Source organism: Bacillus sp. ISL-45 (assembly GCF_018613195.1).
Lineage (GTDB): Bacteria > Bacillota > Bacilli > Bacillales > Cytobacillaceae > Mesobacillus.
Genome location: NZ_JAGGQQ010000012.1, coordinates 86698 through 106486, shown reverse-complemented (window position 1 = coordinate 106486; position 19789 = coordinate 86698). Strand labels below are relative to the sequence as shown.

20 protein-coding genes are annotated in these 19789 nt (G+C 43.0%); 7 read left to right on the top strand and 13 right to left on the bottom strand.

Features of this window, described 5'->3' with window-relative positions:
* Window positions 1-117: 117 nt before the first annotated feature.
* Together J7E35_RS17210 and J7E35_RS17205 are read left to right on the top strand one after the other, a co-directional pair.
* Window positions 118-330, top strand: a complete 213-nt coding sequence (locus J7E35_RS17210; protein ID WP_214781772.1) for a YheE family protein — start codon at window positions 118-120, stop codon at window positions 328-330.
* Window positions 331-388: 58 nt separating this feature from the next.
* Window positions 389-574 (top strand): hypothetical protein, encoded by a 186-nt coding sequence (locus tag J7E35_RS17205; protein WP_214781771.1) that lies wholly within the window; start codon window positions 389-391, stop codon window positions 572-574.
* A 195-nt stretch (window positions 575-769) separates the two neighbouring features.
* Here J7E35_RS17205 and J7E35_RS17200 read toward each other — a convergent pair whose 3' ends face one another.
* Window positions 770-1030 carry a metal-sensitive transcriptional regulator gene (locus J7E35_RS17200; protein ID WP_041966706.1) on the bottom strand — a complete coding sequence of 87 codons (261 nt, stop codon included), beginning with the start codon at window positions 1028-1030 and terminating at the stop codon, window positions 770-772.
* Between the two features lie 169 nt (window positions 1031-1199).
* Between J7E35_RS17200 and J7E35_RS17195 the strand changes: the two genes are divergently transcribed.
* Both J7E35_RS17195 and J7E35_RS17190 read left to right on the top strand, forming a co-directional pair.
* Window positions 1200-2099 carry a PucR family transcriptional regulator gene (locus tag J7E35_RS17195; RefSeq protein ID WP_214781770.1) on the top strand — a complete coding sequence of 300 codons (900 nt, stop codon included), beginning with the start codon at window positions 1200-1202 and terminating at the stop codon, window positions 2097-2099.
* A gap of 134 nt (window positions 2100-2233) precedes the next feature.
* Window positions 2234-3334 (top strand): ABC transporter ATP-binding protein, encoded by a 1101-nt coding sequence (locus tag J7E35_RS17190; protein WP_214781769.1) that lies wholly within the window; start codon window positions 2234-2236, stop codon window positions 3332-3334.
* Between the two features lie 75 nt (window positions 3335-3409).
* On the opposite strand, the gene J7E35_RS17185 is transcribed toward J7E35_RS17190, so the two are convergent.
* Entirely contained in the window at window positions 3410-3652 is a 243-nt protein-coding gene (locus J7E35_RS17185; RefSeq protein ID WP_214781876.1) for a hypothetical protein, read from the bottom strand.
* Between the two features lie 357 nt (window positions 3653-4009).
* Here J7E35_RS17185 and J7E35_RS17180 point away from each other — a divergent pair, with 357 nt between their 5' ends.
* Window positions 4010-4213: an alpha/beta-type small acid-soluble spore protein gene (locus J7E35_RS17180; protein WP_214781768.1), complete on the top strand. Its 204-nt coding sequence runs from the start codon at window positions 4010-4012 to the stop codon at window positions 4211-4213.
* A gap of 155 nt (window positions 4214-4368) precedes the next feature.
* On the opposite strand, the gene fumC is transcribed toward J7E35_RS17180, so the two are convergent.
* From fumC to J7E35_RS17145, 7 genes are all read right to left on the bottom strand, one after another.
* Window positions 4369-5748, bottom strand: a complete 1380-nt coding sequence (gene fumC / locus J7E35_RS17175; protein WP_214781767.1) for a class II fumarate hydratase — start codon at window positions 5746-5748, stop codon at window positions 4369-4371.
* Between the two features lie 846 nt (window positions 5749-6594).
* The gene (locus J7E35_RS17170) at window positions 6595-8598 is read right to left on the bottom strand and encodes an ABC transporter ATP-binding protein (RefSeq protein WP_214781765.1); all 2004 of its coding nucleotides are present in this window, start codon (window positions 8596-8598) and stop codon (window positions 6595-6597) included.
* A complete protein-coding gene (locus J7E35_RS17165; protein ID WP_214781763.1) occupies window positions 8595-10352 on the bottom strand; it encodes an ABC transporter ATP-binding protein in 1758 nt (585 codons plus the stop codon). Before J7E35_RS17165 ends, J7E35_RS17170 begins: the two co-directional genes overlap by 4 nt.
* Before the next feature lie 438 nt (window positions 10353-10790).
* Window positions 10791-10988, bottom strand: coding sequence for a sigma-Y antisigma factor component (locus J7E35_RS17160; protein ID WP_214781761.1), 198 nt, complete (start codon window positions 10986-10988; stop codon window positions 10791-10793).
* Window positions 10985-11332: a YxlC family protein gene (locus tag J7E35_RS17155; protein ID WP_214781759.1), complete on the bottom strand. Its 348-nt coding sequence runs from the start codon at window positions 11330-11332 to the stop codon at window positions 10985-10987. Before J7E35_RS17155 ends, J7E35_RS17160 begins: the two co-directional genes overlap by 4 nt.
* The gene (gene sigY, locus J7E35_RS17150; protein WP_214781756.1) at window positions 11298-11849 is read right to left on the bottom strand and encodes an RNA polymerase sigma factor SigY; all 552 of its coding nucleotides are present in this window, start codon (window positions 11847-11849) and stop codon (window positions 11298-11300) included. Before sigY ends, J7E35_RS17155 begins: the two co-directional genes overlap by 35 nt.
* A gap of 163 nt (window positions 11850-12012) precedes the next feature.
* A complete protein-coding gene (locus J7E35_RS17145) occupies window positions 12013-13293 on the bottom strand; it encodes an MFS transporter (RefSeq protein WP_214781754.1) in 1281 nt (426 codons plus the stop codon).
* Window positions 13294-13555: 262 nt separating this feature from the next.
* On the opposite strand from J7E35_RS17145, the gene J7E35_RS17140 reads away from it, so the two are divergent.
* Window positions 13556-13879, top strand: coding sequence for an HPr family phosphocarrier protein (locus J7E35_RS17140; protein ID WP_214781753.1), 324 nt, complete (start codon window positions 13556-13558; stop codon window positions 13877-13879).
* A gap of 344 nt (window positions 13880-14223) precedes the next feature.
* Here the strand turns inward: J7E35_RS17140 and J7E35_RS17135 are convergent, their stop codons facing one another.
* A complete protein-coding gene (locus J7E35_RS17135) occupies window positions 14224-16614 on the bottom strand; it encodes a transglycosylase domain-containing protein (RefSeq protein ID WP_214781874.1) in 2391 nt (796 codons plus the stop codon).
* 1149 nt (window positions 16615-17763) lie between these two features.
* On the bottom strand, window positions 17764-17949 hold the full coding sequence (locus J7E35_RS17130) for a hypothetical protein (protein ID WP_214781751.1): 186 nt from the start codon (window positions 17947-17949) through the stop codon (window positions 17764-17766).
* A 159-nt stretch (window positions 17950-18108) separates the two neighbouring features.
* Here J7E35_RS17130 and J7E35_RS17125 point away from each other — a divergent pair, with 159 nt between their 5' ends.
* Entirely contained in the window at window positions 18109-18627 is a 519-nt protein-coding gene (locus J7E35_RS17125; RefSeq protein WP_214781749.1) for a universal stress protein, read from the top strand.
* A gap of 59 nt (window positions 18628-18686) precedes the next feature.
* On the opposite strand, the gene J7E35_RS17120 is transcribed toward J7E35_RS17125, so the two are convergent.
* Window positions 18687-19151, bottom strand: coding sequence for a helix-turn-helix transcriptional regulator (locus J7E35_RS17120; protein ID WP_214781747.1), 465 nt, complete (start codon window positions 19149-19151; stop codon window positions 18687-18689).
* A gap of 458 nt (window positions 19152-19609) precedes the next feature.
* Window positions 19610-19774: a FeoB-associated Cys-rich membrane protein gene (locus tag J7E35_RS17115; RefSeq protein WP_214781745.1), complete on the bottom strand. Its 165-nt coding sequence runs from the start codon at window positions 19772-19774 to the stop codon at window positions 19610-19612.
* Between the last annotated feature and the right edge of the window lie 15 nt (window positions 19775-19789).

The following is a 19789-nucleotide window of genomic DNA, read 5'->3' as shown; positions in this document are numbered from 1 at the left end:
TCATGACTTTACATCTCCTTCAAAACAACAACTGTTATTCCAGAGTAATTATCTGCGCTTCTTCGTGCTTGAATACTATATAATAATGAAAAGACATCTTTAAAAGGGGGAATCAGATTGATTACTCATTTCCAATTCAAATCATTATTTGAGAATAAAGATATGCCTGGCTGGCATTTCTCATTTTATTTTAAAAAGCAAAAGTTTACGGGAATTTATCATCAGAATGGGGATATTCAGTGGACCTTTGAACAGCCCTCTGACGAGCATATCGATCAGTTGAAAGAGCAAATCCACGAGCTGATGCTCTTCCATGTATATGATAAGTAATGTATGTTTCTACTCCTTTTCCGGAATTCTAAGCTTAAAATCATTGGAGGAGGATTCCATGAAGCACAAAGGCGGCAAAAAGTTTGCTGAGGACATAAAATATGAGGGACGGGATGCAGTTTATGTCGATGTTGACCGGATGATCAACGAAGGCATGGCCGGTGGTACTGTACACAGATTGGACAGTTCACCCAATATTGAGGAAAGCCATGACTTTTATCCCGAAGACCCGCCAAACAAATGAAAAGCGTAAGCGCCTTGAACAGCCCCGACAAGCGCTGGAGGGCCGACCAGTGAAGTCGTTCTTTGACTTCATTGGGCGGACCGAAGCGACTCGAGGGGCTAGGCGCTGGAGCTAGACACTAATCTTAGTATAAAGACTTAATACTTTATTTTTAAACAAAAAAAGACACCACATCCTAAAAAGGATGCTGGTGTCTTACCTGCTTTTTACTATCATATTTACTGCCTCTTTGATTGCTTCGTCGGCATCTTTGCCTTCCTGCGCTGCTTCAGTAATGCAAGATTCAAGGTTCTTTGCGACAATGAAACCAATCGCGCGGTCTACTGCGGAACGGACAGCTGATAACTGAGTAACTACGTCCTTGCAGTGGTTCTCTTCTTCCATCATGCGAATGACTCCACGTACCTGGCCCTCTAATCGCTTCAAACGATTTTTCATTTCTGTTGTGTATTCCATTTCCTACACACCTCTCTCTTACGGTACCCCGTATTGTATCTATTATACCAACGTTTTTTTCCTTTTTCTACCAGTTGGCAGCTCTTTGCATGAATTAACATTTAAAAGCTACACCTGTTATAATAAAAGATATGTCAGCTTTTATCAAATTAAATCTGAGGATACTTATATGATTAATAAAATATTATCTTATTTCCCTGATTCTGTCACGCAAGAAAATATCCCGGCATCCCCATCAACTGATTACTTTTGGTTTAAAGAGGCCGATGCCAGGCCGATTTGGGTCGGAATTCCAAAGGATAAAATTTCAGAAAGCCAGCTTGATCTCATGAAGAATATGTTTCATTTTGTCGAGCCGGAGAATCATACACATTTGTCAGGGGCAGCCCACTCCTGGAACCGATTTCTCTTCCATGATGGTGAAATGCCGGCCACAGAAGACGATGAAGTCCGTTTCATCCAGTTCCGGCTTCAGGTAAAAGATATGGAAACAGAGGAGATCCATGAAGCTTTAAACGGATTTTTTCCTGACCACCCCATCATCTGGATCCACAGCTCATTTGGAATCATTATTGAAGAAAAAAAGAAAGTGTCGGAAAACGCTGAAGAACTTTATTCCATTGCCTCGACGTTTGAAAGTGATTTCTTTGTAAAGATTTCCTTTTATATGGGTAAATTCCAAAAGGTTACTGCCCAGCTCCCTCACTTTTTCGATAAAGAAAAGCAGGTGTTCGAGGAATTAACCAGTCATACTACTCGTGATAATGTATACACGTTTGAAAAATCGTTTCCTATGCTGTTAGCGACACATTTGCCTGATTACCTAAAGAAGATTCTTGAGTTATCAATCCTTGACGCATTTGAAGAAGATAAAGAGTTGATGGCAACGATCAAAGTTTTTCTGGAAAGCAGTTCGAACGCTTCTCTTTCAGCCAAAAAACTTTATGTCCACAGAAATACACTTCAGTACAGATTGGACAAATTCATGGAAAAGACTGGCGTCAACTTGAAGGATTTCGACGCGGCCGTTGTAGTCTACCTTGCAAGCCTTTATGAGGAGATACGCTGATTCAACCACTTCATTATACATTAAACAAATTGCATAAAAGGGCTTACATTATTTTTGTGCACCCTGCCGATGATTATTTCAGGTCATTTCCGCTAAACTGTTTTTGTAGACAAACATACAGGGAGGCTAAAAAAATGGCCGAGTTAAAACTAGACAATATTTATAAAATTTATGATAACAAAGTTACAGCTGTAGAAGATTTCAACCTTCATATCCAGGATAAAGAATTCATCGTATTCGTTGGCCCATCTGGCTGCGGTAAATCGACCACACTTCGTATGATCGCTGGTCTTGAAGAAATCTCCAAAGGTGATTTCTATATCGATGGCAAGCGTGTAAACGACGTTCCTCCTAAGGATCGTGACATCGCGATGGTATTCCAGAACTATGCACTATACCCGCATATGACTGTTTACGATAACATGGCATTCGGATTGAAGCTTCGCAAGTTCCCTAAGGACGAAATCGATCGCCGTGTTAAAGAAGCTGCCAAGATCCTTGGTCTTGAGCCTTATCTAGATCGTAAGCCAAAAGCACTTTCAGGTGGTCAGCGTCAGCGTGTTGCTTTAGGGCGTGCTATCGTCCGTGACGCAAAGGTATTCTTGATGGACGAACCATTATCAAACCTTGACGCAAAGCTTCGTGTACAAATGCGTGCTGAAATTGCAAAGCTTCACCGCCGTCTTGATACCACGACTATTTACGTAACGCATGACCAGACGGAAGCGATGACAATGGCGACCCGCCTTGTAGTCATGAAGGATGGTATCATCCAGCAGGTTGGAGCTCCTAAAGAGGTTTACGAAAATCCAGAAAACGTCTTCGTTGGCGGGTTCATCGGATCACCTTCCATGAACTTCTTTACTGGCAAGCTTGAAGAAGGCAAATTCACAGTCAACAACTCTTCAATCGCTATTCCAGAAGGAAAAATGAAAGTTCTTCGTGCACAAGGGTTTGTAGGGAAAGACATCATCCTTGGTGTAAGACCTGAAGACCTTCACGATGAGCCAGTATTCATCGATGCTTCTCAAGGCGCTACTATCAAGGCAACTGTTGAAGTATCTGAATTAACTGGTGCTGAAACAATGATCTACTCTCAGTTCGAAGGCCAGGATTTTGTGGCACGTGTTGATTCACGTACAGACGTAACACCAGGCCAAGTCATCGAATTGGCATTTGATATGAATAAGGTCCACTTCTTTGACGCTGAAACAGAAAAGAGAATCCGCCCTTAATTTTAGATGATAAAAAAGCAACCGTGGCCACGGTTGCTTTTTTCTATACTCATTTTCCCAAAAGTTATTAAAGCCTTATTCTTTAATCAAGAAAACCTGGCTTGATCCGCAATTTGTACATTTGAAAAGATGCGGGCATTCCCCTTCAGAAAAATCAGTTGGATACCCATCTTCTAGCTTCATTTGATCGATTGGCATATAAGGGCTGTAATCATCATAAAAATCCGCTTCACGTCCATTGTTCTCCATGCTGCCGCTGCAGTTTGGACACGCTGGAGTGATAGTTCTGAAGCCGTTGCAAATCGGGCACATACCCATTCTCTTCAATCCTTTCTACTTTCCTGCTATTGATAGTTTGCGTTGATTAGAAAACGGTTATGTAGGACGTTGCCTTTGGAATTAATTACCTTAATCCATTGGCGCATAAAGTTCTCGAAAAAAAACATACTAGTTATTAATAAAACAGCAACAGAAAACAACGAAGCAGCAACAAGCGCAACAAACCATTGGGTTAAGCCTTAGAAGGCAGCTATTACGCGCGCCGGTGCAATTCCGGCTAGCCCAGCCAAATTCCTTATCGAGGGTTAAACCAGGCGGCGTGGCAAAAGCCATGATTGGTTCGATTCCAATACTGACCCAAATACAACTTTGAAAAACACAAAGGAGGAAATATTAATGGCTAGCAGTAACAACTCTAATCAATTATTAGTTCCTGGTGTTCAACAAGCTCTTGATCAAATGAAGTACGAAATCGCTACAGAATTTGGCGTACAACTTGGTGGAGAAACTACTTCTCGCGCTAACGGATCTGTTGGTGGAGAAATCACTAAGCGCCTAGTTCAAATGGCTGAGCAACAACTTGGTGGTTCTGTACGCTAAATTGTAAAATTAACAGGATAATTAAATAGAATGGCTTAGGCCCCCTTCCAATAGGGGGCCTTTAAATTTGGCAGGGTTCCGAGCACCTAATGGGAACGATGAGCTACTATATCCCCAATCAGGCAATCTCGTTTCAATGTTCCCGTCCAGGTCTGTTAAATCATCTTTTCTGGCTTAACCCACTCATCATATTGCTCTGATGTCAGATAACCTGTTTTTATCGCGGCTTCCTTCAAGGTTGTATTTTCTTTGAAGGCGAGCTTGGCGATTTCTGCTGCTTTTTCATAACCAATGTGAGGATTCAAAGCAGTTACAAGCATTAATGACCGCTCAACATGGCCAGCAATTACTTCAAGGTTCGCCTCTATACCTTCTGCACAGTTATCATTGAATGATCTCATTCCATCTGCCAACAGCCTCGCGCTCTGCAGGAAGTTATAAATGATAACAGGTTTGAAGACATTTAACTCAAAATTCCCCTGGCTTGCGGCAAAGCCGATGGAAGCATCATTTCCAAACACCTGTGTCGCCACCATTGTCAGTGCTTCGCTTTGGGTTGGATTAACCTTACCAGGCATGATTGAACTGCCAGGTTCATTTGCCGGTATCGATAGTTCACCAATCCCGCTTCTTGGGCCGCTGGCAAGCCAGCGAACATCATTGGCAATTTTCATCAAATCTGCAGCCAGCCCTTTTAATGCTCCATGAAGGAACACGATTTCATCATGAGAGGTCAATGCATGGAACTTATTTGGCGCTGAATGGAATGTCTCGCCCGTTTGTTCAACAAGCTGCTTCGCTACCTGATCTCCAAAATCCTTCGCGGCATTGATGCCTGTTCCTACAGCCGTACCGCCAATCGCTAAATCCCGGACGTATTTGAGGCCATCCTTTATCATCTGCTCATTTTTTTCAAGCATGGCTCTCCAGCCGCTGATCTCCTGGCCCAATGTCAATGGAGTTGCGTCCTGGAGGTGGGTCCTGCCGATTTTGATGATATCATTGAATTCCTGTTCTTTTCTCTTTAAAGTTTCTTTGAAAAGCTCAAGTGCAGGCAGAACTTCCCCTGTCACCTTTTTTACCGCGGCAATATGCATCGCTGTCGGGAATGTATCATTTGAGCTCTGTGACATGTTCACATCATCATTTGGGTGGACTTTTTCATTAGACCCTTGATTTGCGAGAAGTTCACTCGCCCTTCTTGCGACCACTTCATTCACGTTCATATTGGATTGAGTTCCGCTTCCCGTCTGCCATACGACTAACGGAAAATGGGTATCAAATTTCCCGGTAAGAATTTCATCGCAGGCTGCCTGGATTGCCTTCGCTTTTGCATCAGACAACTTTTTAGAAGCAGCATTCACACTGGCTGCAGCTTTCTTTACTTCCGCAAATGCATAAATCACATCAATCGGCATTCTTTCTGTACCTATCTTGAAATTCTGTTTGCTCCGCTGAGTTTGTGCACCCCAATACTTATCTGACGGTACTTTGATTTCGCCTATCGTATCTCTTTCAACCCGATAATCTGACAACACGATCCCTCCTCAATCTAATTATTAACTTATCGAAACATTTAAAACATTTTCGCCTATAGGATAACTGTTTTTTAGAAGAAATTACAGAAAAGTGCATGAAAACCCAAAAAAGCGGAAGCAGCTTGAATGCTGCTTCCGCTTTTCATTATGTCTATTTTCGCTCCAGGTTATGCCTTATAAATTGCATAGCCTATATAATAGCCCAGGATCATGATGCTTGCGATGCTTAAGGTTACTGCAAACTCCGCCATCTTGACAACCTCCTGAATTTTCATGTGTTTATAATTAAATTACCACAGGACGCCAGATGGCAACGGAAGGGTTTCGTAACATTCTGTGACAAAAACAAAAACCGTTGTGATGTTTCTCATAGGACTCTTAAGTCTGTTGCTCTTTATGTTTTATAATGTTAGATTATTGCACAAAAAAGGACCATAATTGCACCGCCATAGCCGATAATTGCCCAGTGAATGGTAATAATTGCACCAACATAAGCGATGATTGCACATTCACCCTAAAATTGGAAAGCTGCACAGAACAAAAAGCTCAAGCGCCTCGTTAAGCCCCGACAAGCGCTGCCCGCCTATGACGCCACGTCCTGTGGCTGGCGGGTCTAGCACATCGTGTGCCACGGAGGGCCTGACAGTGAAGTCGTTCTTTGACTTCATTGGCAGGAACGAAGCGTCTCGTGGAGTTAGGAGCCGCAGCTAGACAAGCGACTCGAGGGGCTAGGCGCTGGAGCTGGATTAAGAAAACTTCAGAGAGTTATCCACAACTCAATAACTTTTATAAATTCCTTAACCAAAAAAAATTCAGCACCCAACAGATTGGGTGCTGATTCCTTTAACCTGCCTTAACTTTACTGCCTAGCTGGAGCTGATACATTTGAAAGTATTTACCTTTAAGTTCCATCAGCTGATCATGGTTTCCTTTTTCAACAATCCGCCCGCGGTCCAGCACAAGAATCTGGTCAGCATTGCGGATGGTAGACAGTCTGTGGGCGATGATGAAGGTCGTCCTTCCTTCCTTAAGGACATCCATTGCTTCCTGGATGATCGCTTCTGTCTCGGTATCGATGCTCGAAGTCGCTTCATCAAGAATCAGGATGGCTGGGTCGAAGGCCAATGCCCTGGCAAAAGAGACCAGCTGTCTCTGCCCGCTGGAAAGTGTACTGCCCTTTTCAATCACCGGTTCATCGTAACCTTTTTCAAGATTCTTCAGAACGCGGTCTGCCCCAACACTGGCCAGAGCCTTTTCAACCGTTTCCCTTGTAATGTGAGGATGATCAAGGCTGACGTTGGAGGCAATTGTACCGGTAAAAAGGAATGGATCCTGGAGGACGATTCCCATATGCTTTCTTAATGTCTGTCTAGGCATTTCCGTAATATCCATGCCATCAATCAGGATCTTTCCTTCCTGGGGATCATAAAACCTGAACAGCAGGTTCATGATTGAACTCTTGCCTGAACCTGTATGGCCAACCAGCGCGACGGTGTCACCCTGATTTGCTTCAAAACAAAGATCCTTCAGGACATATTCTCCTTCTTTATAGCCGAAGGAAACATGATCGAAGATGACATTTCCTTTATAGCGGGGAATCTCTTCCTCACTTACATCGATTCCCTCCTCGTCCATCAGTTTGAACACCCGCTCTCCGGCAACCAGTGCCTGCTCAAGGTTAGCCAGCTGGTTGACGATTCCCTGGACAGGATTGAACAGCCGGTTAATATAATCTACGAACGCGTAGAGCATCCCGAGTGAAATGGCGGAAGATGGCTGAAGCGCCTCACCGCCAAAATACCAGATGAACGCCACAAAGACGATGTTTCTTAACACTCCCACAAGATTATGTGAGGTAGAGGAATTCAAATTCAACAATTTATTCTGATAAGTAAAGTGCTCCTTATTAAGTGTCTCGAATTCCTGCTGTGTTTCTTTTTCGCGGCTGAAGGCCTGGATGATGCTCATACCCTGGATTGATTCATTGATCATCCCGTTAATATCACTGACTCTAGAGCGAATGACATGATTATATTTTGATGCGTATTTACGGTATAGCTTTGCCCATACAAACAGGATTGGCAATAGCAGCAGACAGATTGCTGCAAGTTTCGCATTCAGGATGAACAAGGCAATATAGATGCCGGTAATATAAATGAAACTTGTAAAGAACGTTGACAGGACGGTGACATACAATTCACGGATCGCCTCTGTATCATTCGTGATCCTGGCAACGACCTTCCCTGCCGGCAGATTGTCAAAATACTGGATTGGCAGCCGCTGGATTTGTCTGAAGACATCCTCCCTCAGCTTCTGGATGATCCTGTTGGCTGACTTCTGCAAATAAAATCTCTGTCCATATTGGAAGATGGACGCAATAACCAGCAATCCGAAATAAAACGATAGCAGCTTTATAATATTGGGGATTTCCGGCTTGTAAAAACTCATCAAATCATCGCCCGACAATACCTCTGCTTCATATTGCGCTGCTTTTGATCCTTTGCTGATTATCAGCATCCCATTCTCGTAACTTCGGCTTCCGTCGAATTCAACATCCGCATCCACAAACACGAAATTCCTTCCTACCTGAAAAATCCGTGCAGAATCTGTGCTGTCCTCGCCGCTATCCTTTGAGTAAAAACTGCCATTGTATTCAACGGCACCATCCCCGGCCTCGGTTTCGTGCCAAACCGACTCAATTCCTAAAATGTGATTATCAATCATCCGCTTGGCGATGAACGGCCCTGCAAGGTCTGCGACAACAGCGACAGTCAGCATCGCCAGGGCAATCAGGATTATTTTCTTATAGTTTAACGCATATTTGAACAGTCTTTTTCCTGTACTCATATGGAGTGCACCTCCTCTTCGACTGCTGCTGCCTGCTGCTTGATATATTGTTCATAATACCAGCCTTGAGCAGCCATCAATTGGTCGTGCGTGCCTTCCTCGGTAATTTTCCCATCTTCAAGTACGACGATATGATCAGCATGCTCAACCGCAGACATTCTGTGTGTTGTGATGATTGTTGTTTTTGCATTCCGCTCCCTGCGGATATTATCAATGATTTTCTTCTCTGTTTTTGCATCAACTGCTGAAAGTGAATCATCTAGGATCAGGATTTCTGGATCCTTGATCAAAGCCCTTGCAATCGAAATACGCTGCTTCTGGCCGCCGGAAAGTGCAACCCCTTTTTCACCAACAAGTGTTGCCAGACCTTCCGGGAGCATCTCGAGATCTTTGCGGAAAGCAGCAAGATCGATGATATTCTGCAAATCTTCTTCGGAAGCCATTGGGTTTCCGAACAAAATATTCTCCTTAACCGAACGGGAGAAAAGGATGTTTTCCTGAGGAACATAGCCCATCCAGCCCCGAGTCTGCGTAAGGCTGTGCTCCTGGATTGGCACTCCTGATACAAGCAGGTTCCCACTGCCTTCAGGATATTCCCTTAACAGCTGTTTGATCAGAGTTGTCTTGCCGCTTCCTGTCTTGCCGACTATTCCCAGCGTTTCACCGCGGTTCAAATGCAGCTTAATCCTATCAAGATTATTCACCTTTGATGAAGGATACTTGAATGTGAACTCTGACATCTGTAAATATTCAGGTTCATTGCCTTCCACCGGTTTCGCCGGGTCGGCAACATCCTCCTTGTAGGATAGTGTTTCATTCAGGCGGTCAAGAGACGCATTCCCTCTCTGCATGACATTGATCAATTCACCGATCGCGAACATCGGCCAGATCAGCATCCCCAGATAAACATTAAAGCTGACCAGCTCTCCAAGCGTCAGCTTTTGCTGGAAGACCAGAAATGCTCCATACCCTAATCCAATCAGATAGCTCAACCCAACAAGGATTTTAATCGTCGGTTCAAACAAAGAATCAATCTTTGCGACTTCAACATTTTTGTGATAGACATCTTCAGTCAAATCATGAAACTTTGATTCATCAGCTTTTTCCTGTACATAAGCGCGGATGACCCTCACTCCAGAAACAGATTCAAGTACACGGTCATTCAGCTCGCCGAAAGCATCCTGGGCAGACGTGAACTTGGAATGAATCCTTTTGCCATAAATGTTGATTAGATACGCCATTATTGGCAAAGGAATGATTGAAACCAGCGTCAGTTCCCAGCTTATGAAAAAACCCATCGTGAACAGGATAGTCAGCATGAAGATGCTTGAATCGACAAGCGTCAGGACTCCGAAACCTGCCGTGATGGATATTGCCTTTAAGTCATTCGTAGCCCTTGCCATCAAGTCACCAGTACGGTTCTTTTCGAAGAACGTTGGTGTCATTTTCAGCAAATGCTTCATAAAACGGGTCCTGAGCTTCCGTTCAATCAGGAACGCGCCGCCGAATAACTGGTACATCCAAATGTATGTGATGAAATAGGAGACCACCGTAATCAGCAAGAGGCCGCCAATATACTTTAGAATTAATGCCTGATTAATGGAACCAAGCTGGATTGCGTCGATTGCCATCCCAACAATTTTAGGCGGCAGCACATCAAGTATGCCGACAAAGATCAATAACGTAATTGCGACACTGTATCTCTTCCAGTTTTCTTTAAAAAACCAGCTTAACTTCGATAAAACTGACAACATGAATAATCACTCTCCCTCTCTCTGTGTAAAAAATCTGACTAGCCGCTTTCGAGATATTCCTTTTTTACCATTTTCCTTACGTTTGACTTACTCATTTCAATTCCTCCTCAATTTATTTTGGAATGGATGTTCTCTGAACATGAAAAAAGACATACCGCGGCATGCGATATGTCTTGAATCAATCGATGAAGACAGAAAAAGGCATACGTCACGCAGATGCGCAACCCATGCCTTTCCAGTCACAGAACAACTTGATTAAAAAATCAGCTATGGTAAAAGGATGGGGTACGTGTATTTAGTTGAGCGTTTTTTGCGTTTTTAACAATGTTCATGTCCGTAACCCTCCTTTTAGTTATATTTTCCATTCCTTTGTAAGGTTATCACCATAACAGTCATCATGTCAATTCAAACTTTTCACTATTTTTCATCATTTCATTCTTATGTCTTTCTGCGCCACATCTTTCGCGCAAATAATAGATAAAATAGGAGGGGCATCGGTGCCTGAATCAATCCAAGGATTCCCCATAGCCAATAATTATGGCCATGCTTCCGCGCATTTGTAAAAAGAAAAATGCTCTGCACCAATAGAATCAAAACGACCAGGGCCAGCATAACAGGTGACAGTTCCTCGTTCATCTGCTGTCCACCTGCTTTTGCACTCCTTTATAACTATAGATTGCTGTAATCGCTACTGTCACAGCCTGGAGCACAAAGAAGAGTATAGGGATCTCCAGCATAGTGAAGAGAACTCCGCTTAAAATCAACACAGCACTTAATATAAACCACGCTAATTCCCGTCGATAGTTCTTCTTTTGTATTTCTTGTTGATCCAGCACCATTTGCTCGAACCATTTATCATCCGGGACATAAGTATCCATGGAGTCTAGTTTGTCCAATCCATTATTGATGGCGCTGATGGTATCAAAAAACTCCTTATCCATTTTTTCATGTTTTGACGAGGTTCCCTTTTGGTTTTTCATCTACTTTCAGCTCCCTTCTAACAGCTAAAAGTCCATGATGGACTCTAGACTTTGCCGTACCACTGGCGATATTCAAAATTTCACCAATCTCATCGTACGAATACCCATAATAATGCTTAAGGATAAGGGGGATTCGCATTTCATCTGTCAGCCTGGATAATGCAGCCAGCGCATCTGTCCATTCCTCATTTTTCGATTCCATATGCCACTGCAGCTTTCGTGATGCTGCTTCTCCTTCGTTCCATTTCCGCTCGCGCTTTTTCTTGCGGTGCTGATCAATATACATATTCGTGGCTATGCTGATCAGCCACGACGAGAATTTAGATTTCCCATTGAACAAATGAATCTTCTCCACACATTTAGCCATCGTACCTTGTGCGATTTCCTCTGCGATATCAGGATTCATCGTTATTTTCATCAGGTATTTTACCAGCAGGGGATAATGATTCCTGAACAGCACAGCAAACGATCGGTTGTCGCCTTTTTTTGCGCTATTGATTAAATCTTTTTCATCCATCAAAGCAAGCCTCTCTTTCCCCGCCACCCATATAAATGATCTCTAAGTTGATTATTTATTAATAAGACGCATGAAGTAAAGGTTCGTTCAAAAATATTATAAAAAATTTTCAGTGGATCTGCTAAAAATCGATAAAAAAAGAAAGCCCTCTAAGGACTTCCTGCTATATTCCCTGCTCGACAACAGTCTCATTAACAGCAGACTCGCTCTCTTGTGCAAGTTTAGGCAAAACAATCATGTAAAATACCCCTACGATGGCGAGGCAACCACCAACAATCCAATAAAGCATTTCAATTGTAAGCAGAGACGGAAAACTGTATGCAATGAATGCGAGAGTCAATGAATGAGACAGCATATTAAGAGGGCTAATCAGTCCCTGTACCCTGCCCATCATTTTCGGATCAATGATGCTCGGAAGCCACCCGCCAATCCCTACATTAATAAGCGGCAGCGCCAGTGCAGAGATAAACAGGATACCCAGGAACAGATAAATGTTGGTGGGCAGTGACGCGAGAACTGTAAAGCTACCTGAGATGATCAAACCAACTGAAATCAGGTGGTAGAGCTTCACTTTTTGAGAAAGCAATGACGCTATAAAGCTTCCAATCAACACCCCTATGCCAAACACAAAACCAATGACAATCGAGTATTGTTCATACGTTTCGGGAGCCAGTTTATATTTCAGAATGAAAATAGGCATGACGGAGAAGCCGCCATTCACAATTCCAAAGATGAAAAAACCAATGATTAAAGTAAACAACAGCTTGCTCCTCATGACATACATAAAACCGTATTTAAAGTCCTTGAAGACCATTTTAATGTTCAAATCCTTTAGTGTATGAGGGCCATTTGGGAGTCGCGCCTCCATCAAAACATCAGTCTTCTGGATGAGCAGTGCACTGATGATAAACGACAGAGTGTCAACCAAAATCGCACCATAAATACCAATCGACCAGTAAGCGAGAACACCGAGGCCATTGCCAAATAGCATGAACAGACTCATCACTAGCTGGTTCAAACCAGCCGCGGTTGTGTAATCCTCTTTTTTCAAAATCCCCTGTACCATCCCATGCTCAGCCGGGAAAAAGAACTTTTGAACCGCGCTTCTCAAAAACAGTACAGCAAAGATCATCGGCATCCAGCCAATATAAATAGCAGCAATCAATGCGAAAGAAAATCCCGCACTAATCCAATCACAATAAACGGCGATTTTTTGCCGGTCCATCCTGTCAGCAAAAACTCCAATCAGGAAAAATACCGCAAGCATTGGCAAGGAATACATCAGCTCGGTTATCGTCGCATAGGCTGGCTGGGAGCTGAAACGATCCAGCAAGAAAAACATGAAGGCTGTCAAGCCAATCGTACTGCCCATTTGGGAAGTGAAGTTTGCTAAAAATAAGTTCGTGAAACTCCTGTTCCTGAAAATCTCCGCAAATTTTTTCATAACTGTCTGCTCCTCGCATCTCTTTTAATAGCTTTATATTAGCTTGAAACTCTGGCTACAATATACTTTCTCCTGACTGTTTCTTTCTACATCCTGAGACCGAGTGCCTCTTCGCTGGAGAACTACTCTGGCTTCAACACTTTTTATGCTGGTTAGACTGCCAACATCGCCCATTTTCATCTCTATAGGTTTTCGGATCAACTTAACGGGGTAATATTCTACTAACCTAATAAAAATTGATTCATTAAAGGAGTTTATATAAATGAAAGAGATTATGTCATCGAATGTTATGGTCCAGAAAAGATTCACAATGAAAAAAATGCTTGAAATTTATCAGGCGGCTAAAAAATTGGATGGTACTACTTACTTGTACAGCCGCCAAAAGGCAGTTGAGGCCACTTCATTGTCTAAGCTTGTTTCCTTCCTGTTGACAGTGGAACCAAATACAACTTTAAAAATTATTATGGAAGGTACAAATGTAGAACCGAAATTAAACCAGCTGACCAGGCTTCTTACGAATGAAGCTTCTGTCCTTCGCGTAAAACGCAAGCGACTGATCGAGTCTTCCGAATCATTCCAAATATAGTCACAGTAATAGATAAACTAATAACTGAGGTGAAGTTTCATGGTAAGAACAATTCTTATGATTATCGGCGCTGTCGTCGTAATCGGTTTCCTTTTAAGCTTAATATAATTTGATTTTAGTAAAGACCTGCTTCCAAGCGGGTCTTTTTTTATGTACTTTTCATAAACTTTTGCTTTCACACCAGCTCGTAAACAACTTTTTTATCCACTCATGGAAAACTTGTTGAGAACATCAGCGGACTTCTCTCAGATTCTCGGTGAAAAGTTAAGTCAATTCCATCCCAACAAATTGGATTACAAAAATAAAAACAGCACAGGAGACATATCCCCTGTGCTTGTTTAGTATCAGTTAATGCTAGCATCTTCTTTTTCTTTATCATCAGACCCATCGCCGTGAGATCCTCCGGTATCTCCGTTGTCTCCTTCTCCGCCAGTGTCTCCTTCTCCGCCGGTGTCACCTTCTCCGCCGGTGTCTCCTTCTCCGCCGGTGTCTCCTTCTCCGCCGGTGTCTCCTTCTCCGCCGGTGTCTCCTTCTCCGCCGGTATCTCCTTCTCCGCCGGTGTCTCCTTCTCCGCCGGTGTCTCCTTCTCCGCCGGTGTCACCTTCTCCGCCGGCATTTCCACCAGTATCCTTGGAATCTCCGGTATCATTTTTTTCACCGGTGTCACTGGTGTCATTGCTGCTGTCAGAATTCGTTGACGCTGCGGCAGAATCAGTATCAGTTTCCTGTTTCTCTTTCTTTTTTGCTTCTTTTTTTGATTCTTCCTTTTTCTTTTTCAGCTTCTCTTTTGCCTCTTCCCATTGCTTCTTAAGCTTTTCTGATTCCTTTTTAATCCTTGACTCGAGCACTTTTACAGACTTGGCACGCTGCTGCCTCTTGTGCTCCTCGATATATTTTGAAAGTGGAGGAACATTGAAAGATTGTGCTTTTGTATTTTTCAGTGCTTCTGTCATAAAATCCTTGAAGACCAAGGCGGCTCCTTCACTGCTCGTAGTGGTTAAAAAGTGTTCCTTATCTGTCTTGTCGTAACCAACCCATACAGCGCCCACAAGCTGTGGTGTATACCCTACAAACCACTGGTCCTTGGTTCCTTTGACACCTTCAATCGGAACTTGTGTAGACCCAGTTTTGCCCGCTAGTTCCCTGCCGGGGATTTGTGCACCTTTCCCTGTGCCTTCCTGAACGACACCAAGAAGCATCGTCGTCATTTTTTCAGCGGTCTCTTTTGAAACAGCCTTGCTCTTCTCTCCCTTGTACTCTGCAATTGTTTTGCCTTCTTTATCAATAATTTTAGTGATGGCATATGTTTCATGACGCTCGCCATTGTTGGCGAATGCTGAATATGCTTCAGCCATTGTAACTGGTGATACTCCAGTCGAAAGGCCTCCAAGCGCGAGTCCCAGATTACGGTCATTCTTTGGATCAAGATTAATTCCAAAGTTCTTTACGGATTCCATTCCTTTGACAATGCCTATTTCATCCAGCAGCCATACAGCAGGAATATTCAATGAATCTCTCAATGCTTCATACATTGGGACTTCGCCTTTATATTTACCATTGAAGTTTTGAGGCTTATAATCCTTAAATTCCATTTCTTCGTCCTTCAGCATGTCCGTAACACCCCAGCCTTCTTCAAGCGCTGGTGCAAATACGGCAAGCGGCTTCATCGTCGAGCCTGGCTGTGCTTTTAATTGCGTAGCACGATTATAGCCACGGAATACATGCTCACCGCGTCCGCCTACAAGGGCACGAATCCCGCCTGTTTTTGGATCGACAAGAACAGCGCCGCTTTGGACCATTTGCTTATCAGTACCTTTTGGAAACAGGTCATCTTTCGCGTAAGTCGCTTCCACAGCTGATTGCATTGTTACATTAAGCTCTGTATGAATTTGAAGCCCGCCAGTCAAGATTTCTTCCTGAGTCAGCCCGTATTTCTTGATTGCTTCATCAATGACGTGATCCACATAATATGGATACTTGCCGCGCAACGGATCTCCGCCTTTTTCATTCAGGACAATCTTCTCGGCAACGGCGTGTGTATATTCTTCTTCCTTTATAAATCCATGGGTTTTCATCATTTGCAGGACAAGATTCCTTCTTTCAATCGCTTCTTCATAATTCTTATGGGGATCAAGCGCTGAAGGCGCCTTGATCAAACCTGCAAGCATTGCTGCTTCGCTGATGGAAAGATCTTTAACATCCTTTCCAAAGTAACCCATAGCAGCCCTTTTAATCCCCCATGAACCATTACCGAAATAAATCCTGTTCAAGTACATCTGCATGATATCATCTTTGGAATATTGCTTCTCGATTTCTCTCGCCATGAAAAATTCTTCGAGCTTCCTTTTATAAGTCTTTTCACTCGAAAGCAAAGCATTTTTTGTCAATTGCTGTGTTATTGTACTTCCACCTTCAACAATGCTTCCAGCTTTGACATTCTGTACAAATGCCCGCGAAATGCCCACCAGGTCCACCCCATCATGTTCATAAAAACGGTGGTCCTCTATGGCGATAACAGCATTTATGACATGGTCCGGAACATCCTCTATCTTGATCCCTTCATTTTTCAAAGCCGAAATCTTGCTGGCAACTTCGCCATTTGCATCGTAGATGACGGTTGACTGTGCCATGTCATCATTCAATGCGCTGATGTCAGCCCCCTCAGAATACACATGGAAAAAACTCAAGAAAGCCAGTACCGCTGTTGAAACCGATAATACCAGGACTTGATTCATATGCAGCCTTTTCCAGCCTCTTAGAAAACGTGTTACTATTGAATTTTTGCTCACTGAGCACCCCAACCTTTTAAAAATAGTTTAAAAATATGACACTTTCTTTTACCCATTTTTAAAAGGCATTAACACAAATTGGCTAATTATGAGGAAAAAAGACATATAAGCAAGCAAAAGGCGAGTGGAGTTCGACATAAACTAGAGGCCTGGACGCTATTATGTCCGAACCTGGCGTCACTTCAGACAAAACTGCTTGCATGACCACTTTTTTTGTCCGAACACAGCATCCCTTCAGACAAAACTGCTGCCCTGAGTCCTCTTTTTGTCCGAACCTGGCATCACTTCAGACAAAATTGCTTGTATGAGCCCTTTTTTTGTCCGAACACAGCATCACTTCAGACAAAACTGCTTGCATGAGTCCTTTTTTTGTCCGAACCTGGCATTACTTCAGACAAAACTGCTTGTATGAGCCCTCTTTTTGTCCGAACCTGGCATCACTTCAGACAAAACTGCTTGCATGAGCCCTTTTTTTGTCCGAACACGGAACCACTTCAGACAAAACTGCTGGCCTGAGCCCTCTTTTTGTCCGAACACGGCATCACTTCAGACAAAACTGCTTGCATGAGTCCTCTTTTTGTCCGAACCCAGCATCACTTCAGACAAAACTGCTGGCCTGAGCCCTCTTTTTGTCCGAACACGGCATCACTTCAGACAAAATTGCTTGCCTGAGCCCTCTTTTTGTCCGAACATGGCATCACTTCAGACAAAACTGCTTGCCTGAGTCCTTTTTTTGTCCGAACCTGGCATCACTTCAGACAAAATTGCTTGTATGAGCCCTCTTTTTGTCCGAACACGGCATCACTTCAGACAAAATTGCTTTCATGAGTCCTCTGTTTGTCCGAACCTGGCATCACTTCAGACAAAACTGCTTGCCTGAGTCCTCTGTTTGTCCGAACCTGGCATCACTTCAGACAAAACTGCTTGCATGACCACTTTTTTTGTCCGAACACGGAACCACTTCAGACAAAATTGCTTGTATGAGCCCTCTTTTTGTCCGAACAATGGCATCTCTTCAGACAAACAACAAAAAAATACCGCAAGATTGTCCGAAAATCTGCGGTAGTTTCTTAAAATAAGCTTCAACTGTTCTTATTAATTATGAATCTGTGATTCTATGGGTGCCTGCTCGCAGGCAGCTGCCATATTACTTTCACGGAGAAGTGTTTCCATATACATATAGACGATTTGCTTGGTTTTATCATCTGCTTGAATGACATCCAGGTGCTGCATGCATTTCCGTATTGTCGGATGAATTGGCTTTTGAGAATGAGATATCATACCGGACACTCCCTACCCCAGTAATTTGAAAAGCTATACAACAAGGTTCGCCACTATTTGAAGTTTTTTGAGGGTATATGGAAATTATTAGGTCGGTTAGTTCTATTTTAAAAATGGGTAATGAACTATAAGAAGTACTAATCTTGGAGGTTGATCTATATGGCTGAAATAAAAAAAGTGGTGCTCGCTTACGATGATTCTGAAGGCAGCAAGAAAGCCTTGCAACTGGCTAAGGAGTTCACTAATGAAAAAGATGGGGTCAAATTGTATGTAGGCCATGTTTATGAAGAGGAAATTAAAAGCGAACTGGTTGAAACGACTGAGCGCCCCATTGAGCATCTGCCAATCAATAACTTCCCGGCAGATGGGATCCAGGTCCCTCCACTGGCTATGGAGCAAGGTGCACTTGATAAATCAGAGCACTCAATCATAACCCACAGCTCTGAACAAGCCTTTAATAACGCAAGAGCTGAACTTGATGCGCTACACATCGACACTGAATACTCCATCCTTGAAGGAAGTCCATCCGAGAGTATTGTGGAGTATGCTAAAGATGTAAAGGCTGATTTGATCATCATTGGCCAGTCTGGAAAAGAAGGCATCAAGCGCAAGCTTCTTGGTGGAGTAAGCCAAAAGGTTGCCAATAACGCTCACTGCCATGTACTAATCGCTAAATAAAATCAAAAGCAGCCGGGTTTAAGCCATTACCCGGCTGCTTTTTTCATCAATTTCTTGCTTTATCCCTTCAATGCTTCAGCTGCAATTTCTTCTAACCGCTCCATTGTCTCCTTTTCTTCAAAGCTGCTGAATATCCTGAAATCATCTTGATCCAGAATCCTGTAATGCTGGCTAAGGATGTTCTGCTGCATCACAAATCCGCCAACTCTTGAAACTTCACGCCACCAGACTTTGCCGCCCAATGTTTTTTCTTTTCGATAGTCTGTACCTTCATGTGCGATGGTTTCAAGTACCTCTAGTGGTTCATTGCCGAACAAAAACTGGATGGTCTCTGTTTCCCTGAACAGGGCAGCTATGGCCACGACTGTCGACCAGCCGGCCTGAGCCCTGCCCTTTTCAATCTGGACAAGTGTCTTCTTGGAGATTCCAATGATATCAGCCATTTTATCCTGTGTGTAACCAACTTCTGCCCGCAGCACCCTTACTTTTTCCGATACCCTGCTAATAATTTCATCCCTAGTCATCCGCTTCATTCCTTTGAAATGCTTTTGGTGTAATTTTACACCAAATTAGTTAGAATTAAAAATACTTTTTATTTACCGCAAGTTTTGCACTTTAAATTTGGCTGTTTTCGTAAAGATTGTTGTTAAAATCCCAAGCCGATTATAATGTAATGTGAGCCATTTTGCAGGACGGTATTAAGTTTGCATGCTCTTTTCTCACAATAGAGTAAACTTTCCGAATAAACATTCAATCCTATTTGTAGTCAATAACAACAAAGTTTGAGAAAAGAGCATTAAATTTTAATATGATTGCCTTTAAACTCAATGTTGTTTTTGGTCCGCCGCGTTTTCTTCCCCCTTATATTATTGGTGCCATGCTCATTGCTTTTATAGTGCATGTTCAATACCTATGCTTTCAATATGTCGTACTGCATGCTCTTCGAAAAAAAAAGGAATGCAGAGGACTGCATTCCTTTTTTTTATTTTGCTTGTTTTTCCCGGCTGATACTACTGCAGTTGGTTGAGCATGAGCTTTGGATGGAGCAGGCAGCACATTTTCCTTCCTTTGATTTCTTGATGAATCGGCAGAAGGCCCAGCCGGCATACCCGAATATGGCTCCGCCTATCAAAATGTTTGCGATCATAGATCCTTCCTCCTT